The sequence below is a fragment of the Anaerophaga thermohalophila str. Valhall genome, assembly GCF_000250735.1.
In the GTDB taxonomy this organism is placed as follows: Bacteria; Bacteroidota; Bacteroidia; order Bacteroidales; family Marinilabiliaceae; genus Anaerophaga; species Anaerophaga thermohalophila_A.
Genome location: NZ_AHZV01000211.1, coordinates 1 through 22279 on the forward strand (window position 1 = coordinate 1; position 22279 = coordinate 22279).

A 22279-nucleotide genomic window follows, 5' to 3' on the forward strand; every position below is an offset into this window, starting at 1 on the left:
CTTTCTGAACAGGCACATGATAAGTGAGAAATTTTCTTGACTTTATAGACGCAACAGTCCGTTAAACTTTTACAATACGTTGCAAACCAATTGCTTGTGTTTAAAAGGTTGTGTTTGTTAAAATGCAGTATATCAAGATTATGTGAATCATCTTATATCTAAAATTCTAACGACCTGTTATAGACGGGCAGTGAGTAATGAATGAGATGATTTACTTTAACAAACTATTGAACGCACTCAAACATCAAAAAATGGAGTTTATGAGACTATCCAAAAGCAAAGAAGCATTTCAAAAAGCAGTGAATTTAATGCCTGGAGGCGTTAATTCGCCGGTTCGTGCTTTTAAAGGTATAGGTGGTAATCCGGTTTTTATTGAGAGGGGAAAAGGTTCCAGAATCTGGGACATCGATGGGAACGAGTACATTGATTTTGTGGCTTCCTGGGGCCCGTTGATGTTAGGACATGCCCGGGATGAGGTTGTTGAGGCCATCCGGGAAACCGCTGCAAGAGGAACCAGTTTTGGTGCTCCCACACTTCTGGAAAACGAGATGGCACAGCTTATTACAGAGATGGTACCCTCGGTTGAGAAAGTAAGAATGGTTAATTCAGGTACCGAGGCCACCATGAGCGCTTTACGCCTGGCGCGTGGCTATACCAAACGTGATAAGGTGATTAAATTTGCCGGCTGTTTTCATGGTCATGCCGACAGTTTCCTGATCCAGGCCGGTTCAGGAGCTATGACACTTGGATTGCCAGACAGTCCTGGTGTTACAAAAGCAGCCGCACGCGATACATTGGTCGCTTCTTTTAACAATCTGGAGTCGGTAGAAAAATTATTTGAGGAATATGAAAACCGGATTGCTGCGGTAATCGTGGAGCCGGTGCCGGGAAATATGGGAGTAATTCCTCCCCGCACCGGTTTTCTGCAGGGATTAAAGGAGCTTACATCTCACCACGGTGCATTGCTGATATTCGATGAGGTTATTACGGGCTTCCGTCTTTCTCCCGGTGGTGCCCAGGACTATCTGGGAGTAACTCCCGATTTGACGACAATGGGCAAAATTATTGGAGGCGGCCTGCCCGTGGGGGCTTTTGGCGGACGAGCAGAAATAATGGATTATCTTGCACCCGAAGGACCCGTCTATCAAGCCGGAACTCTCTCGGGAAACCCGCTGGCAATGGCCGCGGGAATTGCTGCTCTGAAGATTCTCAAAAACAATCCCGAAATCTATAAAGATATTGAAGCAAAGGCAGCACATCTTGAGAGAGGATTGAAGCGCAATCTTGAAAAGACTGGTGTTTCGGGAGTTGTCAACCGTGTGGGCGGAATGCTTACGCTTTTCTTTACCGGAGAGCATGAAGTTTTCAATTACGAACTGGCTGCTACCTCCGATACAAAGCGTTATGCTGCATATTTCGCGAACCTGCTTCAGAATGGTATTTATCTTGCTCCATCGCAGTTTGAGTGTACTTTTGTTTCAGATGCTCACACGATGGACGAAATTGACCGCTTGCTTGAAGTATCCGGGAAAGCTTTGGCCGCCCTGTAGAAGTCCTCTCTAACAATCTATTGAAATATAAAAGACAATGCACAACAGCCTCCTGATTGATAAGCTAAAAGGCAAACCGACTCCCAGGCCTCCTGTTTGGTTTATGCGGCAGGCCGGACGAATTCTGCCCGGTTACCGAAAACTTAAAGAAAAATACTCCTTCCACGAACTGATGAGCAATCCGGATCTGGCATCACAGGTTACCCTGATGCCGGTATACGATTTGGGTGTGGATGCCGCTATTTTGTTTTCGGATATCCTGGTAGTTCCGGTGGCACTGGGAATGGAAATGTCGTTTACAGGCAGCGGACCGGTATTCCAAAAATCGCTTGCGGAAGCAGAAAAACCATCGCAGGAATTAAAACCGGATGCTTCCAGGCTGGAATACATTTACCGGAATATTGATACGATCATTAACCAAAAGCCGGAGAATATTCCTCTTATCGGGTTTTGCGGCGCTCCCCTCACCACACTTTGTTATATGGTGCAGGGGACAGGCCGAAATCCCGATTTTCCCGAGGTGGTGAAATATCTTTATACAAACAAGCGGGATGCCCGTAAATTGATAGACGCCATTGCCGGGATGTCGGCTCATTATGCCCGGAATCAGATTCAACACGGAGTTGATGTTTTTCAGCTGTTCGATACACATGCAGGGTTAATCCCCGCAGACCTTTACATGGAACTATTCCTGCCCGCCATTAAGAAAATTTCGGAAACGGTGCGTAATACCGGGACACCATTTATTTTCTTCCCTAAAGGGTTGGGTACCGGAATTCAATATATCACCCCCGAATTGACCGATTTTGTTAGTGTCGACTGGCAAATGCCCCTCCGGCACGCACGAGGTTTACTGCCCAGGCAGATTGGAATTCAGGGAAATATCGATCCCCGTCTTTTATATGCCCCGCAAAAAGATATTGCAGAAAGTCTGGAAAAACTTATTCCGTTTTACCGAGAGCATCCCAACCTGATTATTAATCTTGGGCATGGCTTTTTGCCCGATATTCCTTACGAAAATGCCCGTTTTGTAACAGACTGGGTTAAACAGGTCAACTGGTCAGGATGATGCTTTCAGTTCACGAATCAGGTCATCCATGTTTACCGTGGCAAATGACGAAGCGTAATCGCTCATGGCATACGGAATAATAAGTTCTCCATTGTGAATATAGGTACCACAGGTATATACCACGTTGGGTACATAACCGGCCCTTTCATTTTCAGAAGGTATAAGTAAAGGCTCTTTCAAACGCCCTGTGACTTTTGTCGGGTCGTTCAGGTCGAGCAGACAGGCGCCAAGCGAATATTTCCTGACCGGCCCGACGCCGTGTGTTATCAAAAGCCATCCGTGCTCGGTCTCCAGTGGAGAACCCCCGTTGCCAATCTGCATCAGTTCCCATGGGTGAAGCGGCTCCTGGAGTATTTGAGCATGACTCCATTTGCTCAGGTCATCGGAAAACATGATGTAATTGTTGACTCCGTCGATGCGTCCTATCATGGCAAATTTTCCGTTTATCCTTCTGGGGAACAATGCCAGGTTTTTGTCTTTGGCGAATTTGCCATGGATCGGAAATATCCGAAAACGGTAAAAATCTTTTGTAACGATTAGTTTGGGCAAAATGGTGTATCCGTCGTATGCCGTGTAAGTTGCATAATACGACACAGAGCCGTCATCTTCAACAAACCTCACAAACCGGGCATCCTCAATCCCGTTTTTTTCAAATTTTGACAAAGGAAAAATAACCCGTTCGGAAAGATCGGTATCCAGCGAAAACCGAATCTCAGTATAGGAGCCGGCCAACCATAATATTTCCTGGAGCGCTTTTTGTGCTTCCAGGCTCAAATCCGACTCCTCTTCAATGTTTTGGGCGGCCTCCCTGACCTGATCGTAATTGAATTCATCGGGTAACTGACTGATCACCTTTTGATAGAGATGTTCCTCTATGCCCATTTCTTTGAGCTTGCTGGTGAAAAGTTTTTTCTGGTAATTGTGGCTCTTTACCGATTCGGCTTCATCAATCTGGCTGCCCTCATCCTGAACATGTATCTCGTTATTCTGGTCGATGATTGCTCTGCGAAAAACCAGTGATGAAATATGACCTTCACCGGTTCCCCGCAGACTGATGATGACACGGGTTTGTCCTTCTTCCAGGCCACTTTGGTCAGGGTCTTCTACAATAGACGGGTTGAACAAAGCTGCCGATTCGACGGCATATTCCATGGTGAAATAGGCTCCGATGAGGAGCTTTCGGTTTTCCGACAGAACGGTTTTCCCGTTAAGTCCGTCAACAAGATGCTTTACCTTGTTGTAATGCTTTTTGAAAAGGGTTGTAATGCTTCTATGTCGGCGGGTAAATTCGCGAAGTATCTGGCTCAGATTGGCAAGAACTTCCTGTTCCGGCATTTTCAGAAGGTTCAGAATAACTTTTTTTGCACGTTCGTCACCGTTGAAAAAGAAGCGGGCAATAACCCGGTTATTATCCGGGTATATGATGGTATTCTTGCGTTCAACTGATAGTTTCATTCGTATAAAATTTATTTATTAAGGTCGAATGGAACTCGCATGCAAGAACTTATATATGTTCTTGTTGGGGCAAACTTTGCCATGCTCGTTTCATCTCTCTTGTCTCCGATAATTTGATTCCTGAATACAGGGCAAATTTATTAAAATATTTCAGGGCCCGTTTCTATCATGGGTTTGTTTTCGGGGAATAATGTAAATCGGGTTAATTTTTTTGTGAAGTTAGTTTGACAAACTGACGTATATGATATTTTTAATTAACGCGGATTAAAAATTTAATTAATGCGGATTAAAATGAAATTTAATCCGCATTAAATTTCATTTTAATCCGCATTAACTTTAGATACTTAATCGTAATTTTTAAAAGCTTTCAAAGGTTTTTGTGAAAATGACCAGCGTGTATGACAAACATTCCTGTTTGATTACATTCCAAAGGCATAATAGTATTTGCCCGGATAATCTTCGTATACACCTTCCAGGAACACTCCGCCTTTGATTTTTTCCAGTTGGTTAACGAAACTTTCGACACTGCGTACACTGTTACCATTCACTTTGGTGATGATAAAACCTTCACGGACATCGGTGCTGCGCTTCAGTTTACCTTCTTTGAGCCTGGTAATTTTAACACCGCCTTCAATGCCAATTCTTCTTGCAGTTTCTTTATCTGCCTCTTCAAGTTCAACGCCAAGAATGGTAAGGACATCTCTTTCTTCTTTACGCAAAGGTTTGGTTTCTCCTTCGCGGTTTCGCAAAACCACATCAAAATCGAGCTCTTCTCCAAAACGATTGATTTTCAGTTTGACTTTATCGCCCGGATGGTGCCTTGCAATAATTTCCAGTAATTCTCCGGTTGATTTTACGGGGGTATCATCAACTTGTGTGATAACATCACCTTCTTTTACACCGGCATCACCGGCAGCACTGTTTTCGGAAATACTGTCGACATATACGCCACTGGTAACGTCGAGGTCTTTTTCCCGTGCCAGATTACCGTCTACCTCCCTGATCATCAGTCCGAGATAACCTCTTTGTACCGATCCGTATTTGAGCAGGTCGTCCACAACTTTGGATACGATGTTGGCCGGAACAGCAAAACCATAACCTGCATAAGCACCTGTGGGACTTGCAATGGCTGTGTTGATACCAACCAGTCCTCCTCTCAGATTGACCAAAGCGCCTCCGCTGTTACCAGGGTTAATGGCAGCATCGGTCTGAATGAATGATTCTATGGCATTCTGACTGTGCAGGATGTTTATGTTTCGACCTTTGGCGCTTATAATGCCTGCAGTTACAGTGGAGTTAAGGTTGAAGGGATTGCCCACAGCCAGTACCCACTCTCCAACTTCGACCTCGTCGGAATTGGCCAGTGGTAACGGGTCCAAATCGCCTGCCCTGACCTGTAGCAAGGCAATGTCTGTAGAAGGATCGGCACCAATTACTTTGGCTTTAAGTACCCTGTTGTCATGGAGTGTGACTTCTATGTCATCTGCATTGTCAATAACGTGATTATTGGTTACAATGTATCCGTCTTCGCTAATGATAACACCTGAACCCGTGCCAACCCGGGTTTGTGGTCCTCTTGGCCGTTGGGGAGAAGGAGATGGTGATTCAAAAGGCAATCCGAAAAACCGTTCAAAAATATCATCATTAAAAAAATGACGGAAAGGATCGGGAATGCTTCGGTATTGGTAATTTTGAACGTTTCGAATCTGCGTAGACTTGATATGGACCACAGATGGCATTACTTCTTTTGCTACATCCGTGAAATTCAGGGGAACAATATCGCCGTTTTTGTCGGTGGTGAATACTGCACTTACTGCGGGCGTGCCTGATACGTGTTCTATTTTTATTGGCTGTTTTTCATTGAATCCAAGGAGAAAAAAGCTTCCTGTTACTATGGCACCGCCAATAATTCCGGAAATTATGTATGATGCAATCCGTTTCATCATAATGCCCTCCTTCTTTTATGGTGAATAAACTATGAGCCCGGTCTGAAAAGCATCTTTGTTGCCAAACTCTGTGTTGTTTTAAATTTTTGTATCCTCATTAACAATGAGTTAACTCCGGTGCAAAAATTTAAAACGCCTTGATTTTGACAAAAATGTGCTTTTTATACCGCACTCATTTATTAACTGGATAAAAGCGACAGCGCCGGGGCGCAACGTCAGGCGTTGCAACCCCGGCGCCTCGTTTGAAGTTGACCTGTTTTTACAGAACAACCCATTTTACCTCAATTATGAAGCTTTTGCCGGCTCAGGAAAGAAAGCCGGTTATGAAATTTTTATGGTTTTTGCGGGTTTGGGTTTTACTTCATCTTTCTTGGGCAAAGTGATATAAAGAATACCGTCGGTGTATTTGGCTGAGATGTCATCCACCTTCACCATGTCTTCCGGAACGTTAAATACGCGCTGGAATGACTGATAGTTAAACTCACGACGGGTCACTTTGCCGTCTTTTTCATCTTTGCTCTCTTCTTTCTTTTCTGAGGAGATGGTCAACCTTCCGTTTTGATAATCTACTTTGAAATCTTTACGCTCCATTCCCGGAGCAGCTACCTCAACAGTAAACTCGTTGTCAGTTTCACGAACATTCACAGCAGGTAAGGTTGAATTGGTACCTGCAAAGTTTGACAATCCCCAATCCATCAGGTCGCTGTTAAAGAAGTCTTTGAAAAAGCCTGGGATGGACGGGAATAAATCACCTCCGGTATATTTTTGTAATGCCATAACTTAACCCTCCATTTTTTTGGTTAGACATCTGTTTTTTCTCTCGCTTTATCGTTTTTCACTTTTGTGCGTTTCAAATGGTATGCCATTGAATAATGTCTGATTTGCTAAAAAATATTAAAAAATAAAATATTGAAAAACAATTACTTTATGATGGGTTAATTCAATAAATAAGGGTGAAAAATGTCGATTTTTCACCCTTAATTAGTGCTATAAACTCGCAAAAGTTTTTACAAAATATGTGTCTGTTCAGAAAGTGTCATTTGCAAGGCTTACGAAGCCGCCAAAAACAGAGTCTACCTTAGTAAATGAGTATTTTGACGACGAGCGTAACGCAGCAAATGGTACTTTATGGACAAACACTAATTATCATGACATCTTGTCTTTGTTAACAAAGCTATCATGACATTTTTTCAGTAAAGACATTAACAATCAATTAAAATTTTGACAGTTTACTACCGTGTGTACCTGCTCGAAAAACAGATGCTTTATCCGCAGCGTTGCTTGTTAAGGTTGCAATAGTTGAATGAACGCTCGGGCATAAAACGGCAGGTCTGCCGGTGTACGGCTTGAAACCAGATTTTTATCCACCACAACGGCATCGTCTACCCAATCGGTTCCGGCGTTGATCATGTCATCTTTAATAGCGCCAACACTTGTGGCTCTGCGGTTTTTCAAAATATCCGCAGAAATGGTGACCCATCCGGCATGGCAAATTATTCCGATGGGCTTACCGGCTTCGTCTGTCTGTTTTACAAAGGCCAACACATCGGGGTATCGACGAAGTTTGTCGGGGGCATAACCACCGGGGATAATCACTCCGTCAAAATTGTCTTTATCCAGATCATTATAGCCAATGTCGGCTATGGCCGGGATGCCGTGTTTGCTTTTGTATTGAGCACCTGGTTTTTCACCGGCCAGCAACACTTCCGCTCCGGCTTCACGCAAACGAATTACCGGATACCAAAGTTCCAGGTCTTCGTAAAGATCGTGTACCAATGCTGCGATTTTTTTGTTTTTCAGTTCCATAGTTTCAGTTTTTCTGTTTTTTATTAAACGGTTAAAGATGTATCATTGTTTGATGAGATAGTAGGGTTAAAATTACTGTTAACTTTACGGACAATTTCGTAAATGAATATTTTGGCGGCAGGCGAAACACAGCAAATGGCACTTTATGAACAAACATTAAGTAGGTTATGGAGAAAACAATCATAAACTGGAGTGGCGGCAAGGACTCGGCTTTATGCCTGAAATACATTATAGATTCCGAAGAATATGATCCAATTTGCTTGCTCACAACAATAAGTAAACCTTATCAACGCATTTCGATGCATGGGGTGCGTACAGAGTTACTGGAAGCCCAGGCAGAAAGCATCGGACTACCTCTTGTGAAAGTGGAAATGCCCGAAAATCCTTCAATGGGGGATTATGAAAACCTGATGGTGCATAATCTTTCAGTATTGAAAAAAGAGGGTGCTACGGTTTCGGCTTTTGGGGATATTTTTCTTGAAGATGTGCGGCAGTATCGGGAACAAAACCTGAAAAAGATTTCTCTTAAACCGGCCTTTCCGCTTTGGGGGAAATCAACCAGCCGGCTGGTAAGAGAGTTTATAGATATGGGGTTTCGTACTATTGTTACCTGCGTGGATGAAAAGTATCTGGATAAGAGTTTTGCCGGACGCGTTATTGATCATGACTTTTTAAAGGACCTTCCCGCCGGTGTTGATCCTTGTGGAGAGAATGGTGAATTTCATACTTTTGTGTTTGATGCGCCTGTCTTTAAAAACCCGGTTGAACTAAAAAAGGGAGAAGTTGTATACCGGCAATACCCTGCTGTTGGAGAGGATGTTGACAATAAAGAAAGATTGTCTGCCGGATTTTGGTTTTGCGATCTGGTACCTTGTTAAAACCGGAGTCTTTTATTTCCATTAGATGGGGCTGTCTAAAAACTCTGTTATACCCCACTCATTATACTTTTGTAACAATCTTTGCCATGCACGTTTCTTCCAGTCAAAAACATTCCATAAATTGTTATATTATTCCCAACGTAAAACAGGTTTCTGTTTAATCTAAATGTTGTTTCCTCTGAAAAAAAACTTATACATATCGTTGTTCGCTTTTTTTATTCTGATGTGCCCTGACAATTTCTTTGCTCAGGAAAATGCAGAAATCCGGAACATCAGGTTTAGAGGGAATCATGCTTTCAGTGATGGTGAATTGCTGGATAAGATGACTTTTCAGGAATCATCCTGGACCGGCAAGACTTTTTTAAAAAAAGAACCTTCTTTTTACACTTCAGAAGCCTGGGAGATGAATAAAGCCCAGTTGAGGACTTTCTATCAGTCGCACGGTTACCTGCATGTTGTGATAGACTCCCCTGCTATTGAGATGCATCCGCGTAAATATAAAGTTGATCTTACTATTAAGGTAAATGAGGGTCGGCCTGTAGTTATTGAAGATATATCTTTTGAAACCATAACAGAAGGAACAACCGATTCATTGTTTGAGCAGCCGGAATGGGAAAAAACAAAACAAAGTCTCGCGGCCAAACCGGGCAAAAGGTTTCGTGATGAACAGGTAAAAAGTGATCAGGAGGTGATTGCTTCATGGTTTGCTTCTCACGGGTTTGCCTACGTAGGTGTAACACCGGATATTTCGTTATCTGCCGATACCCTTAGCGCATCCATTAATTGGTTAATTCGAAAGGGACCGCTATGCCGTTTCGGAGAAATTTCTATTGAGGGAGCGGAACGAACCCCTCTTAAGTCTGTTCGCAGTCAGCTCTCCATTCAGAAGGGAGATATATACAGTTCTGAGAGGCTTTCACAATCTCAAAAACAGGTTTATGAACTGGGACTTTTTCGTATTGCCTCTGTTCAGACCCGGTTGACCAATCAGAAAAATGATACCATTCCTGTCAGGATCAAAATAGAAGAAGCTCCACGCTTGTCAACACGGCTGGGATTTGGTTATGGGAAAGAAGACAAATTCCGAACCTTTGCAGATGTCGGATATCTGAATTTTCCGGGGCGAACCATGCGAACGAACCTTTATGCAAAACATTCGGGGCTGGAGCCGTACCGGTTCGAAACGACTATCACACAACCGGCTGTGTTCGGGCCTAATTCGTCATTGGAGTTAAACCCTGCGGTACGCCGGAGGAAAGAAGAAAGTTTTGAGTCGTTTCTCTGGGGAGGAAATTTGTCGCTTCATCAAAATTTCTCAGATTTTCTCGCCAGTTCCGTTTCATTATATTTTGAGCGGGTCGATATAGAAATTGCATCCGATTTTGAGCGCTCTCTGGCCGAACTCAATCAATCCGTTTATTCCAAAAACGGGATTTCGGCCGGATTGATCTATAATACTTCCAGTCCGCGTTTCGATCCTGTCGACGGCTGGTCTGTAGCTTGTAATGCAAGTGCAAACAGTTCTCTTTTCAACTCGCCGTATCCGTTTTTTAAATATTTATTCGAGTTAAAGCGTTATCAGCCGGTTACGAGCGGAGTGGTGCTTGCAATCAGACTGAAAGGAGGAAGCATTATGCCGATGGGGAAAGCCGGTATTACCCCGGTAGAAGAACGATACTTTGCCGGGGGAAGCCAGTCGGTTCGCGGATGGGCTCGTCAGATGCTTGGGCCTCTCGATGTTGAAAATATCCCGGTGGGAGGAAATTCCCTTGTGGAAGGGAGTATTGAGCCCAGAATTAAAGTATTGGATCCGGTTAGCCTTGTTGTATTTTTGGATTACGGAAATGTGTGGCGAGATGAGAATACATTCGGGATGAATGATTTACGTTTTGCAGCCGGCACGGGACTTCGTGTTTCAACACCAATCGGGCCGGTGGGAATTGATTTTGCCCGTCCCGTTTTCGACGAGGTCTCAAAATGGCAATTTCATTTGAATATAGGTCATGCTTTTTAGAAAAGCTGAATTTATACTAAAAAAGACCAGGTGAATAAACTTGTCAAATACATATTGTTTGTCTTTGCAGGCCTGATTGCCTTGCTAATCCTGCTTTTGTTGTTTACCCGGACAGCGATGTTCCGTCACATTGTGAAAGAACAGGTAGTGAAGATGGCCAACCGTGAGTTGGGCGGGAAGGTGGAGATAGACAGGCTCGAAGGTAATTTTTTCAGTCATCTTTCTGTTCAGGGATTTTTTTGCCGGTTTGGATCAGACAGATACTCTTCTGGCTTTTGACGAATTGTCGCTTCGATATTCCCTGTGGCCATTATTGAAAGGTCAGGTTTATGTTGATTCAATAATATTGCGCCGCCCTTTGGTCAACATCAGCCGGGATAGGGATTCCACATGGAATTTTCAAAAGTTATTTCCCATGCCGGCGGCAGATGATGACACTGCATCTTCAGAGCCTTTGTCATTGTCTTTCCATCTGGGGACTTTTAGAATAGATAACGGGCATTTTGTCATCGGTACAACTGACAGCATTGTTCCTGCATCCATAAATAACTTCAACCTGGAGTTGGCCGGGCATTATTCGGCCCGTTCTATGAAGATAGACCTTAAACACCTCGGCTTTCTGACACCGGCCGGAATTCCCGATCTGGAGCATTTGCAGTTTGTTGCGTCGATGGAGGATTCGGTTCTTGCACTGTCCGATTTTGCCCTGATAACACCACAAAACAGACTGAAAGCACAGGGAAATTATTCTGATACGGGAAAACCTGATGCAGCGGGTGATTTAGAAACAAGTCCGTTGGAGTTCTCAGAATTTTCCTGGATTTTACCCGATATCAGGATTGGTGTCAGTCCCGAAATCGAACTGAAAACCCGGCTCTATGGTGATAATATTGATATTGACCTGAAGGTGAGGCATCAGGAGCAGCAGGTCGCTCTGAAAGGAGGAATTACAGACTTCTCAAACTTGCTGAACGATAGCCTGATGCACCATTCTGCGCTTAATGTTGTTCTTTCGTTTCAATCGTTTGATCCCGGAAAATGGTTAATGTTGTCTGATTTTCCGCTTGTTTTAAACGGAAATATTCAAGTATCGGGGAATGGACTTGAGAACAGTGGTGACCCGTTAAAAATAGATGCCGACCTGACACGAAGCCGATGGGACAATCAATCTTTTCGTGAACTGAAACTTTCAGGCACTTTCCTTGGAGGAGCAGCAAAGGTGCAATCACGAATTGCTACAAACACAGGTTTTTCGGAAATCACCGGAGAAACTCATTTCGAAAAAAACGATGCACCTTTCAGGCTAACTATCCGGACAGACCGGTTTCCAGCCGGCCGTTTTCTTCCGGAGTGGGGCGATAGTACTTTTCTGAATATGAAATTTAGTTCCAAAGGAATCGGCAGCAATTTAAACTCGCTGAAGGCAAACTTCGATTTGGAGTTGGAAAGGTCGGTAATTGCCGGTATCCCGGTTGATTCGTTCATTACCATGGGACAGCTTACCAATGGCTCTGTGAAGCTTGATATGTTGCATTTCAGGAACCGGTCTGCCGAAGTAAATGCCAGCGGAGATTATTCCCGGGAAGGTTTGATATATTCTGAATTTGAAGCATTTCTGACCAACCTGGATGCCTTTGGCCATTATCTTGAAGTGCCGGCAACATGGCAACAACTAAATTTGTCGGGGAAAGCAGAAGGAAAGACGGACTCTTTGTTAACAGATATATCAATAAACGGGCAGTCTTTGAAATTTGATACAATAGCGGGTCTTGATAAAGTTTTTCTCCGGCTGGAAGGATTGCTTAAGCCTGATGAATATTCAGGCCGCGTGCAGACGACTATTCATGGAATTTCTGCTTCGAATGTGGATATTGATTCAATTTACCTGGCTGCTGATGTGATTCCCGGTGAATGGCAGATGGAAACTTCCGCGTGGCTGCCCGATTCACTGGGGTTAAAGGTACGGGCGGTCGGGAATTTTCAGATGCCATTTCAGGTATCTGTTCCGGTAATGGATATTTTTACCCCATTTGAATCTTTTTCCCTAGCTGGAGATAGCGCTCATTTATTCTTTGATTCTACCCGAATAGCGCTGTCAGATTTTTCTTTGACTTCCCCAAACCGAATTGACCCCTTGCTCTCTGCCGCAGGGGAGTATATTCCGGGAGATTCCATTGATGTGAGGGTTTCAGTGGCGGACTTTGATCTTTCATTGATCAGGAAGCTGGGGCTTGTTGAGGAACTCATAGCAGGCAGGGTATTAGCCGGGGTGAATGTTAAAGGTGCACTTTCTGATCCTGTTTTGGATATGGTTCTGGTGTCGGATAGTGTTGAAGCCGGACAGGCCCGATTCAAAAGACTGAAGGTAGATGTTTCATTTATTAAAGATACACTGAGGGCATACCTGATGGTAAAAAGTCCGGCAGGTGATTCACTGACTGCTGAAGGGGTATCCCCTGTCCTGATTGATTTTTCAGACAGTATAATGGTTTCAGGTATCAAAAAAATCAGGGGGAGAATTTATTCCCGACAGTTAAGACCATCTTCATTCTTTGTATTTGACGATCCGGACAATCAGTTTTTCAAAGCCTTGGTCGACATGGATGTTACTTTTGACGGGCCATTGTTCCAACCTTTTTTAAAGGGTTTTGTGAATGTTTCGAACGGAGAAATATTGTTGCCATCCTATGGCATTGCTTATAGCGGTTTAAAACTCAGAACAAGCGTCGACAGCAACCGTGTAATGGTCGATTCCCTGTTCGCAAGACAGGATAAAGGCACCTTTCTGGTTTCGGGAAGTGTAACATTTGATTCCGGTTTGATTTCAGGAAATGTTTCGCGGGTGGACATGTCGATGAAAGCAAAGGATTTTTTTGTTTCGCGTCATCCCAATCATGAGATTCAAATTAATGCCGATACCTGGTTCAGAATGGAGGAAGACAGCCCCGCATACGGAGGTAGCCTTGCCGTATTGCGTTCGAGCTTTTACCTGCCGGCCTTGCTGGATATGGGTGGTACTTCGGATGTGAATCAGCCCATGTTGGTAAACGCCCTCGAAGATGAAAAGAGAGATAGTGCCTTTAATATAGGTACGGATTCAATAAAGCAGGAAAAACCGGAAAGCGTGGAAAATCAAATGATGAAAAACCTTACGGGTAGAATAAACGTGAAAATTCCGCGTAATAGCTGGATTAAATCGAAAGATATGAACCTGGAGCTATACGGTGATTTTGATCTTCTAAAAAACAATGAGTACTTCGAAATCTTCGGGGAATTGGGTATCTCGAGAGGATATTATACCTTGTACGGACGAAAATTGATTGTCCGTGAAGGACAACTGACATTTCAGGGAGGAGAAGATATCAATCCCGCGATAAGTCTTAAAGCAGAATATATCTTCAGGGGAAAAGACAAACAAAAAAATGAACTGGTCATGATTGCCGGTGGCACGGCCTTTGAACCACAATTGTCGTTTACTTTAAACGGGAACAGTATAACCGAGCGGGATGCCATGGCCTATCTCGTCTTTAACCGGTCGTTTGACGAGCTGAGTTTCAGTAATCAGGAAGGTGTATCGGGTAACCTTCCATCCGCCATGTTGTCAGGTTTGGTTTCTTCACAGTTGACAAAGACCATTGGAAATACTTTTGATCTGGATATGGTAGAGATTCAGGCAGGAGATGATTGGGAAAGTGCTACCTTTATGGTTGGTAAATATATTACCAACAATCTTTTTGTGACTTATCAGAGAGGATTTGGTGAGAACGAAGAAGAATCTCTGATCCCCCGAAAGATAACCCTGGAATACGAATTGACTCGAAATTTGTCATTCAGGCTCACTCAGGGAGATGTTAAAGATTCTGGAATTGATGTAATTTTGAAATTTGAAAAAGATTAAATATGGAAGTCCCGGCACAAAACAAACAACGACAGGTCTACAGCCTTTTGACTGATAAGCGGGTGAAAGAGTCGCTTGACCTCCTGTCCGAACTTGTAAAGGAGACCCACAACAGCGATTTGATTGACGGACTTTACCAGCTGGAGATGACGTATAAAAGTCTGTTGAGATACACTGTTGAGGGATTTACCGATCCTGAACGACAGCAGGTTTACAATCATTTGCTGGCTGATATTTACACCCTGGCCGATCGTGTTGTTGATGCACTTCGTTTGCGCAGTGGTCAGGGATGGCTGTTTGATGCCCGACGCTATCTGAATAATCTTCCGGAAGAAGAACTTGATACAATTGTTACAAACTATCTTAAAGAGTCTGACCAATATATGGTCTCTTATACGGTCGATCCTTCCATTGCTTTGCCCTATCAGCTGGAGAAATCGCTCGATCGTCTGTTTGAGATGATTGCAGCATTGCCTGAATTTGCCAAAGGAAGAGAAAAGGATATCAGAAATATATTTTTCGGGGATGATTTTTTCTGGCCATGGCAGAGTGTCATGGTTAGCGCTTTGACGATTAATCTGCTTAACACTTTCAGAGAGGATAATCTTGCTCTGCTTTTTGATCTTTGTGAGCATCCTAATTTGCAGGTAAAGCTTAGGGCATTTACCGGCCTCATTTTTATTTTGTATAAGTACGATGCCCGACTTTCGCTCTATCCCGGTATTGATATTCGCATAAAGAAACTGAATGATCAGTTTTCACCCGAAATGATTCAGACCATATTGATTCAGATTATCCGCACCAGGGAAACGGAAAAGCTTACCAAAAAGATGAATGAAGAGATCATACCGGAAGTTGCCCGTATTCAGCCCAACCTGCGTCGAAAGCTTGATTTGGACAACCTCCTGGGAGAAGGTTTTTCGGAAGATAAAAACCCCGACTGGGAAGATATTTTTTCCGACTCACCTGAGCTGATGGACAAGCTGGAAGAGCTGAGCCGTATGCAAATGGAGGGTGCCGACCTGTTTATGTCTACTTTTAAAATGTTGAAGCATTTTCCTTTTTTCAATGATATTTACCATTGGTTCCTGCCGTTTTTCTATCCCAATCCCATTGTTCAGGATGCTTTGAAGAATGAGACCGGACCACTCAACAACAGCGATATTCTTAGCTCTATGGCAGAGTCGGGTGTGCTGTGCAATTCCGATAAATACTCGCTGATAATGAGTATTCCCCAAATGCCCGGGATGCAAAAAGAGATGATGGGGAAAATGTTTGGTGCTGAAATTCAGGCCATGAAAGAGGTACAGAAAAGCGATGAACTCGTTGATCCGGAAAAGAAAAAATTATATATTTCAAATCAGTATGTTCAGGATCTTTATCGTTTTTTCAAGCTGCATCCGCAAAAACAGTCTTTTGACGACCCTTTTGAATGGAATATCAATTTTCAGGATAAATGGTTTCTTTCATTCCTTGCTCCCGGGCACAATTTGTTGTTGAAGCTTGCTGAGTATCTGTTTGGCAAAGACTATTTCAAAGAGGCCGGGAAGGTTTATTTAAAGGAGGTGCAGAAAGAAGTGCCCGAAAAGCAAATTCTGCAGAAACTGGCTTATTGTTATCAGCAGGAAAACGATTACGAAAAAGCGTTGCACTATTACCAGCAAGCCGATCTTTATGGCGAATCCGAAGTATGGAACCTGAAAAAAATTGCCCTGTGTTACCGTTATTTGAAAAATCCGTCAAAAGCCCTCGAATACTATAAACTTGCGGAACAAAAGAAACCGGATGACCTTCATACACAGGTGAGCATAGGTCACTGCCTGCTCGAGCTTAAACGTTACGACGAAGCCCTGAAGTACTATTTTAAGGTGGAATATCTGGCTCCGGATAATCATAAGGTGTGGCGGCCGATTGCCTGGTGCTCATTTGTTGAGGGGAAACTGGAACAGGCAAAGAAGTACGGCCTGAAACCCATGGATGAGAATCCCACTCAGCATGATTATATGAATATGGGACATATTGTCTGGTGCCTGGGCGAACGTCAGGAAGCCCTTGAATGGTATCTGAAATCAATTCGGCACAAGAATTCTTCACTCAAAGAGTTTACTGATGCCTTTAATGAAGACAAAGAAATTTTGTTGAAACATGGTGTGGATGTTTCAGATGTACCCATCATGCTTGATCAGTTACGCTACTATCTTGAAGAGAATTAGGAATGTCCGGAAAGAAGCCACAGGTAGAATTATACAGTTACGGCATATACAGTTCATGGGATCGTTCCTCTCGTGAGTTGCCTAAACTAAAGGAAATTACAACAAATATACCGGTCATCCCCGATGTGGAATTTGGGTATGTTTTGAAAATAAAAGGGGCAAAAGGGAAAATTCTGGAATATCAAATTTTTCATCCCCCGTTCGAAGATGAGGATGGAAATGTTGCTCCACCGTTTACCGGTGAGGTCTTGATTAATTCAAACGACTGGGAATTTTACCTCGGAGATACTGTTTGGGAGCCATATAATAATAAAGCCGGTGAGTGGATCATCATCACCAGGCTTCAGAATAAGGAAATTGCTCGTAAAAAATTTGTGCTTTTCTTACCCTGAAAAATTATGAAAAGGTAATATTAAACAGAAATGCACCGAAGATAATCAGCACAATTACAATAGCTACTTCAATGATAGAATAAATCAATATCTTCCTCTTCAACTTCGCTATTGTATCATTCTCGCTCTCTCTCATTTTTTTTCTTTTCAAAAAATTCATATCTGCAAAGGAAAAGTTTTTTGTAGAAATTTCGAATAGCCAAAACGATAGTTGTGAATTTTTAACTATTTTTAAAAAGCTGCCTATAAGGATTTAAATCAGTGTTTTGCATATTTAAATTGAAAATATATGATAAGAAAGTGATAGAATAATATCAGGCATGTATGTGAAAAATATTTCGGATTGAAATTGACATGGTCAGACATTAAACCGGAAATGCATGATATCTCCGTCCTGAACTTCATATTCTTTACCCTCGATATGCATTTTACCTGCTTCTTTACACGCCTGCTCAGAACCTAATGCCACGTAATCTTCATATTTAATGACTTCTGCCCGGATGAATCCTTTTTCGAAGTCGGTATGGATAACTCCCGCAGCTTGCGGAGCCAGAGCGCCGGCAGGAAATGTCCAGGCCCTGACTTCTTTTTCCCCGGCGGTAAAGAATGTTTTGAGATTGAGCAGTTTGTAGGCTGATTTAATGAGCTTGGCAACACCGGATTCCTTCAGACCGATATCGTCGAGAAACATCTGTCGTTCTTCAAAAGTTTCCAGTTCAGCTATTTCTGCTTCGGTTTGAGCGGCAATTACCAGTACCTGGGCATCTTCTTCCTTTACAGCTTCTTGTACGGCTTCAACATATTTATTACCGGAAATAACAGATGCTTCATCCACATTACATACATAAAGAATCGGCTTGTTGGTCAGGAGGAAAAGGTCTTTAGCTACTTTTTCTTCCTGCCCGGTCAGTGGCACGACTCGCGCCGATTTCCCGCTTTCAAGAGCAGCTTTGTATTTTTGCAAAACCTCGAGAAGTTTTTTAGCCTCAGGGTCTTTAGATGTTTTAGCCACTTTTTCTGTCTTTCCGATCCGGGTTTCAATGGTTTCCAAATCTTTGAGCTGAAGCTCCATGTCGATAACATCTTTGTCGCGTACCGGGTCAATGGTTCCGTCGACATGGGTTACATTGTCATCTTCGAAGCATCGCAAAACATGAATAATGGCATCGGTCTCCCTGATGTTGGCCAGAAATTTATTTCCCAGTCCTTCACCTTTGCTGGCACCTTTGACAAGTCCGGCGATGTCGACAATCTCTATCGTAGTCGGTGTAACTTTTTTAGGTTTCACCAGCTTTTCCAGTTGTATCAGTCTTTCGTCAGGAACTGTTATTACCCCGACATTGGGCTCGATAGTGCAGAAAGGAAAATTTGCCGATTGCGCTTTTGCATTTGATAAACAATTGAAAAGGGTTGATTTTCCCACATTGGGTAGCCCCACTATACCGCATTGTAATGCCATAGATTCTCTGTCATTTTTTGTCCATAAAGTACCATTTCCTGCGCCTTCCATCGGTCACAAAGACATGCCGGTGATATGACGCTAAAGCTTCAGGCAGCAGGCAATCCGTGAAAATTCATTCCTGCCATGCTCGTTTTCAGTTTGCAAAGGTAGCTGTTTTTTTTGCAAAGAAATGAGGATAGAGCTTTGATTTATTTATCTTCGCAGTAATAAATCAAGGAAACCTGATATGCAGCCTGACGATAAGGAAATATTGCATCTGGCACAGGAAGCCGGTAAGCCCGACCAGGCCTTGGCTTTGTTGATGAAAAAGTATAAAGAAAGGCTTTACTGGCATATCAGAAAGATGGTGATTGTGCACGAAGATGCCGACGATTTGTTGCAAAATACGTTTATGAAAGCCTGGAAGAGTATTGGTAAATTTCGTGGTGACGCCTCTCTTTATACGTGGTTGTACAGGATTGCTACCAATGAAACGCTTAATTACATCAATAAGAAAAAGGAGGGTTTGCTGAATGAAGATTCGGATATGGAAATAATGTTAGGTAACAAGATTGAGACCGACCCCCTCTTTTCCGGCGATGAAATTCAAAAGCGATTACAAAAGTGTTTGCTTGCCCTTCCTGAAAAACAACGGCTGGTATTTAATATGAAATATTTTGAGGATATGACTTATGAGCAGATTTCCGAAATTCTCGGGACTTCTGTTGGTGCCTTAAAAGCCTCTTATTTTCATGCCGTTAGAAAAATTGAAGCTTTTATTAAGAATGAGGTTTTTTAAATCGAAAGCAGGTTAAACCTTTTTTAGTTTAAATGTTCTAAATAAAGAAGTTAATGGCGTGCAGGGCATGCTTGTGAAATCGAAGAACAAATTTTTAAGCGTTTTATGCTTCAGAGAATTTGATCTTCAAGGGTTTAAGGGTCAAAACAGAAGAATAATGAAGGAAAATTTATTTGGCAGGAAAGAGCGTCCGTTCAAAGTTCCGGATAATTACTTTGAGGATTTTGAACAACGCTTATTTGCTAAGATTGAAGCTGAGGCAAAGAGGGAGCGAAATAAAGATTCGTTAGCTCCGGTAATTTCGGTTATCAAACCCTGGTTGGCCATGGCTGCAGCTTTTCTGGTGATTGCTCTCGTTTATTATCAGGCACCAAAACTCTTTAACGGTTCTGATGAAACAGCTATACTAAACAATACGGATGAAGAGTTTATTAATTCTTTGGCCCTCATTATAGATGAAAATGATATCAATGAACTGATCATTGCAGAAGATTCCTCACTTGTGCTTCCACCTGATACTTTGTTTTGGGGAGAATTTACAGAAGAGGAACTGGCGGCTGTTACTTATTTTGAATAATTCTTTTATCAATAGTCAGTGAAAAAAATGTCTAAACGCAGACGCAATGACGCAAAGTTTTTATTATGAGAGAGTTGTGGTTTATATTAATGACTGTGTAAACAATGAATTATCTTAAATTCTATATCTAAAAAATCTAACGATCAAAAGTTTTATGTTTTGGTTTAAAAATCGATGCTATGAATAAAAAGAATATCATATTAGTGATGGTTTTTACCATTTCTCAGGTATTTTTCTTTTCAGGGAATGCCCAGGAAGAAGAATCCCGTCTTGAGCGACTTAAATCGCAAAAGGTTGCCTTTTTGACCGAGCGGATTGGCCTCTCAACAGAAGATGCCCAAAAATTTTGGCCGGTATATAATGAGATGGCAGAAAAAATGGATAAACTTTGGAAAGAGAAAAAAGAAAATATCAAAAGGCTTTATCATTCCGACGAACCTTTGAGTGAAGCCGAGAAAGAAGCTGCCATTGATCAACATATCAGTTATGAGTTGAAAAAGGCAAATCTTGAAAAGGAATATCACGAGAAATTTAAAAAGATACTGACCATTGATCAGGTGATTAAATTATATGGCGCTGAGCATGAATTCAAGAAAAAAATGCTTCATCTGATTAAGGGGGGCAAAAGTTCATCCTGCTCCGATTGTGATAATGATAATGAACCAGATAGAATGCCCTCTAAAACCTGAGGGCATTTTCTTTTCGGGTTTGCAAAAAACGAATGGTCTTTTCTATCTCCATGTACATAATTTTGTCTTCGTGAATGAAGGCTACTTCTTTTCTGTAATCCAGCAGAAGTTTTTCAAGAATTTCGGATGATTTTGCGGGACGCCTGAATTCAATTGCTTGTGCGGCATTAAAAAGTTCAATGGCCAAAACTCTCTCTACGTTTTGTACTATTTTCAGCGCTTTTGTAGCAGCATTGCCGCCCATGCTCACGTGATCCTCCTGCTCGTTGGATGATGGGATGCTGTCAACCGAAGCCGGTGTAGCCAACTGTTTGTTTAAACTCACAATTGAAGCGGCAGCATATTGCGGAATCATGAAACCTGAGTTTAGCCCGGGATTCGCAACCAAAAAGACCGGTAATCCCCGCTCACCCGATATCAGCCGGTAAATTCTTCTTTCGGAAATGCTTGCCAGTTCACTCACAGCGATTCCCAAAAAGTCGAGGGCAAGCGCAAGTGGTTCACCATGAAAATTACCCCCTGACAGTATGACTTCTTCATCAGGGAAAACAATAGGATTATCTGTTACCGAGTTGATCTCAGTGTGCACTACTTTGGCCACATAATCGATGGCGTCCTTAACCGCACCATGAACCTGCGGTATGCATCTGAAGGAATAGGGGTCCTGAACCTCTTTGTGCCGGGATGAAATTATTTCACTTCCATCCAGTAATTCCCTGATGTTTCTGGCTGTCTCCATTTGGCCGGCATGAGGTCTGACTGATTGAAGAATTTCCATGAAAGGGTCTATTCTTCCGTTAAACGCATCAATGCTAAGCGCTGCGATGAGGTCGGCCTGCTTTGATATTCTGAACGCTCTGATGAGTGTATATACTGCATACGCGCTCATAAACTGGGTGCCGTTAAGCAATGCCAGGCCCTCTTTGGCTTCGAGTTTTATCGGCTCCCATCCAAACTTGCGAAGCATTTCAGATGCATCGTTTTTTTCATCGTCTATCCAAACCTCTCCATGTCCCAGTAAAGGGAGGAAAAGGTGAGCCAGAGGAGCAAGATCGCCTGAGGCACCAAGTGAACCCTGTTCCAAAACTACCGGTACGATCCCATTGTTGAAAAAGTCGATCAACCGCTCAACGGTTTTTAGTTGAACGCCCGATTTCCCAAGACTCAACGCATGTATTTTTAAAAGAAGCATGAGCCGGACTACATCGCGGGGTACTTCAGGGCCGGCACCACAGGCATGACTCAGAAGAAGGTTTTCCTGCAGTTTGTTTAGATCGGTGCGTGATATTGACCGGTTATGAAGGGCTCCGAAGCCTGTGTTTATGCCATAGACGGGACCTTCTTCTTCAGCCAGTTTTTTGTCGAGCCATTTTTTACACTTTATTATAAGGTTAGATGATTCTTCGGATAAGGCAATCCGCTTCCCTTCGGTAAGTATGCTTTGTATGGTTTTAAAAGTGAGAGGGGCAGGCGAAATATGATGTATTTTTTCCATGAGATGACAAGTTTTGATTTTAGGAAACGAGCATGGCAAAGGTCAGACCACACTCAT

17 protein-coding genes are annotated in these 22279 nt (G+C 42.7%); 11 read left to right on the plus strand and 6 right to left on the minus strand.

Annotation, left to right across the window (positions count from 1 at the left end; genetic code table 11):
* The first annotated feature begins 260 nt into the window (after window positions 1-260).
* Window positions 261-1550 (plus strand): glutamate-1-semialdehyde 2,1-aminomutase, encoded by a 1290-nt coding sequence (gene hemL / locus OQ5_RS0111255; RefSeq protein WP_026055247.1) that lies wholly within the window; start codon window positions 261-263, stop codon window positions 1548-1550.
* Window positions 1551-1587: 37 nt separating this feature from the next.
* Entirely contained in the window at window positions 1588-2619 is a 1032-nt protein-coding gene (gene hemE, locus OQ5_RS0111260) for a uroporphyrinogen decarboxylase (RefSeq protein ID WP_016777592.1), read from the plus strand.
* On the opposite strand, the gene OQ5_RS0111265 is transcribed toward hemE, so the two are convergent.
* The 4 genes from OQ5_RS0111265 to OQ5_RS0111280 form a co-directional block, all read right to left on the minus strand.
* A complete protein-coding gene (locus OQ5_RS0111265; RefSeq protein ID WP_016777593.1) occupies window positions 2611-4074 on the minus strand; it encodes a glycoside hydrolase family 130 protein in 1464 nt (487 codons plus the stop codon). The genes hemE and OQ5_RS0111265 overlap by 9 nt on opposite strands.
* 419 nt (window positions 4075-4493) lie before the next feature.
* On the minus strand, window positions 4494-6020 hold the full coding sequence (locus OQ5_RS0111270; protein ID WP_016777594.1) for a Do family serine endopeptidase: 1527 nt from the start codon (window positions 6018-6020) through the stop codon (window positions 4494-4496).
* 321 nt (window positions 6021-6341) lie between these two features.
* Window positions 6342-6797 (minus strand): Hsp20/alpha crystallin family protein, encoded by a 456-nt coding sequence (locus tag OQ5_RS0111275; protein WP_016777595.1) that lies wholly within the window; start codon window positions 6795-6797, stop codon window positions 6342-6344.
* A 507-nt stretch (window positions 6798-7304) separates the two neighbouring features.
* On the minus strand, window positions 7305-7826 hold the full coding sequence (locus OQ5_RS0111280; protein ID WP_016777596.1) for a type 1 glutamine amidotransferase domain-containing protein: 522 nt from the start codon (window positions 7824-7826) through the stop codon (window positions 7305-7307).
* 167 nt (window positions 7827-7993) lie between these two features.
* Between OQ5_RS0111280 and OQ5_RS0111285 the strand changes: the two genes are divergently transcribed.
* The 6 genes from OQ5_RS0111285 (at window position 7994) to OQ5_RS0111305 (ending at window position 17221) form a co-directional block, all read left to right on the plus strand.
* Window positions 7994-8704 carry a diphthine--ammonia ligase gene (locus OQ5_RS0111285; RefSeq protein ID WP_016777597.1) on the plus strand — a complete coding sequence of 237 codons (711 nt, stop codon included), beginning with the start codon at window positions 7994-7996 and terminating at the stop codon, window positions 8702-8704.
* A 202-nt stretch (window positions 8705-8906) separates the two neighbouring features.
* Entirely contained in the window at window positions 8907-10718 is a 1812-nt protein-coding gene (gene bamA, locus OQ5_RS0111290; RefSeq protein ID WP_100221922.1) for an outer membrane protein assembly factor BamA, read from the plus strand.
* A gap of 30 nt (window positions 10719-10748) precedes the next feature.
* Entirely contained in the window at window positions 10749-10997 is a 249-nt protein-coding gene (locus OQ5_RS24635; protein ID WP_016777599.1) for a hypothetical protein, read from the plus strand.
* Window positions 10966-14616: a translocation/assembly module TamB domain-containing protein gene (locus OQ5_RS20925; RefSeq protein WP_255297505.1), complete on the plus strand. Its 3651-nt coding sequence runs from the start codon at window positions 10966-10968 to the stop codon at window positions 14614-14616. The genes OQ5_RS24635 and OQ5_RS20925 overlap by 32 nt, the downstream gene beginning before the upstream one ends.
* Before the next feature lie 2 nt (window positions 14617-14618).
* On the plus strand, window positions 14619-16829 hold the full coding sequence (locus tag OQ5_RS0111300; RefSeq protein WP_016777601.1) for a tetratricopeptide repeat protein: 2211 nt from the start codon (window positions 14619-14621) through the stop codon (window positions 16827-16829).
* A gap of 2 nt (window positions 16830-16831) precedes the next feature.
* On the plus strand, window positions 16832-17221 hold the full coding sequence (locus tag OQ5_RS0111305; RefSeq protein WP_016777602.1) for a DUF3859 domain-containing protein: 390 nt from the start codon (window positions 16832-16834) through the stop codon (window positions 17219-17221).
* A gap of 358 nt (window positions 17222-17579) precedes the next feature.
* On the opposite strand, the gene ychF is transcribed toward OQ5_RS0111305, so the two are convergent.
* On the minus strand, window positions 17580-18680 hold the full coding sequence (gene ychF / locus OQ5_RS0111315) for a redox-regulated ATPase YchF (protein ID WP_026055250.1): 1101 nt from the start codon (window positions 18678-18680) through the stop codon (window positions 17580-17582).
* Window positions 18681-18909: 229 nt separating this feature from the next.
* On the opposite strand from ychF, the gene OQ5_RS0111320 reads away from it, so the two are divergent.
* From OQ5_RS0111320 to OQ5_RS0111330, 3 genes are all read left to right on the plus strand, one after another.
* Window positions 18910-19461: an RNA polymerase sigma factor gene (locus tag OQ5_RS0111320; protein WP_016777604.1), complete on the plus strand. Its 552-nt coding sequence runs from the start codon at window positions 18910-18912 to the stop codon at window positions 19459-19461.
* A 157-nt stretch (window positions 19462-19618) separates the two neighbouring features.
* Window positions 19619-20038 (plus strand): hypothetical protein, encoded by a 420-nt coding sequence (locus OQ5_RS0111325; RefSeq protein ID WP_016777605.1) that lies wholly within the window; start codon window positions 19619-19621, stop codon window positions 20036-20038.
* 179 nt (window positions 20039-20217) lie between these two features.
* On the plus strand, window positions 20218-20727 hold the full coding sequence (locus tag OQ5_RS0111330; protein WP_016777606.1) for a hypothetical protein: 510 nt from the start codon (window positions 20218-20220) through the stop codon (window positions 20725-20727).
* On the opposite strand, the gene hutH is transcribed toward OQ5_RS0111330, so the two are convergent.
* On the minus strand, window positions 20717-22222 hold the full coding sequence (gene hutH, locus OQ5_RS0111335; protein ID WP_016777607.1) for a histidine ammonia-lyase: 1506 nt from the start codon (window positions 22220-22222) through the stop codon (window positions 20717-20719). The two genes, OQ5_RS0111330 and hutH, sit on opposite strands and share 11 nt — an antisense overlap.
* Between the last annotated feature and the right edge of the window lie 57 nt (window positions 22223-22279).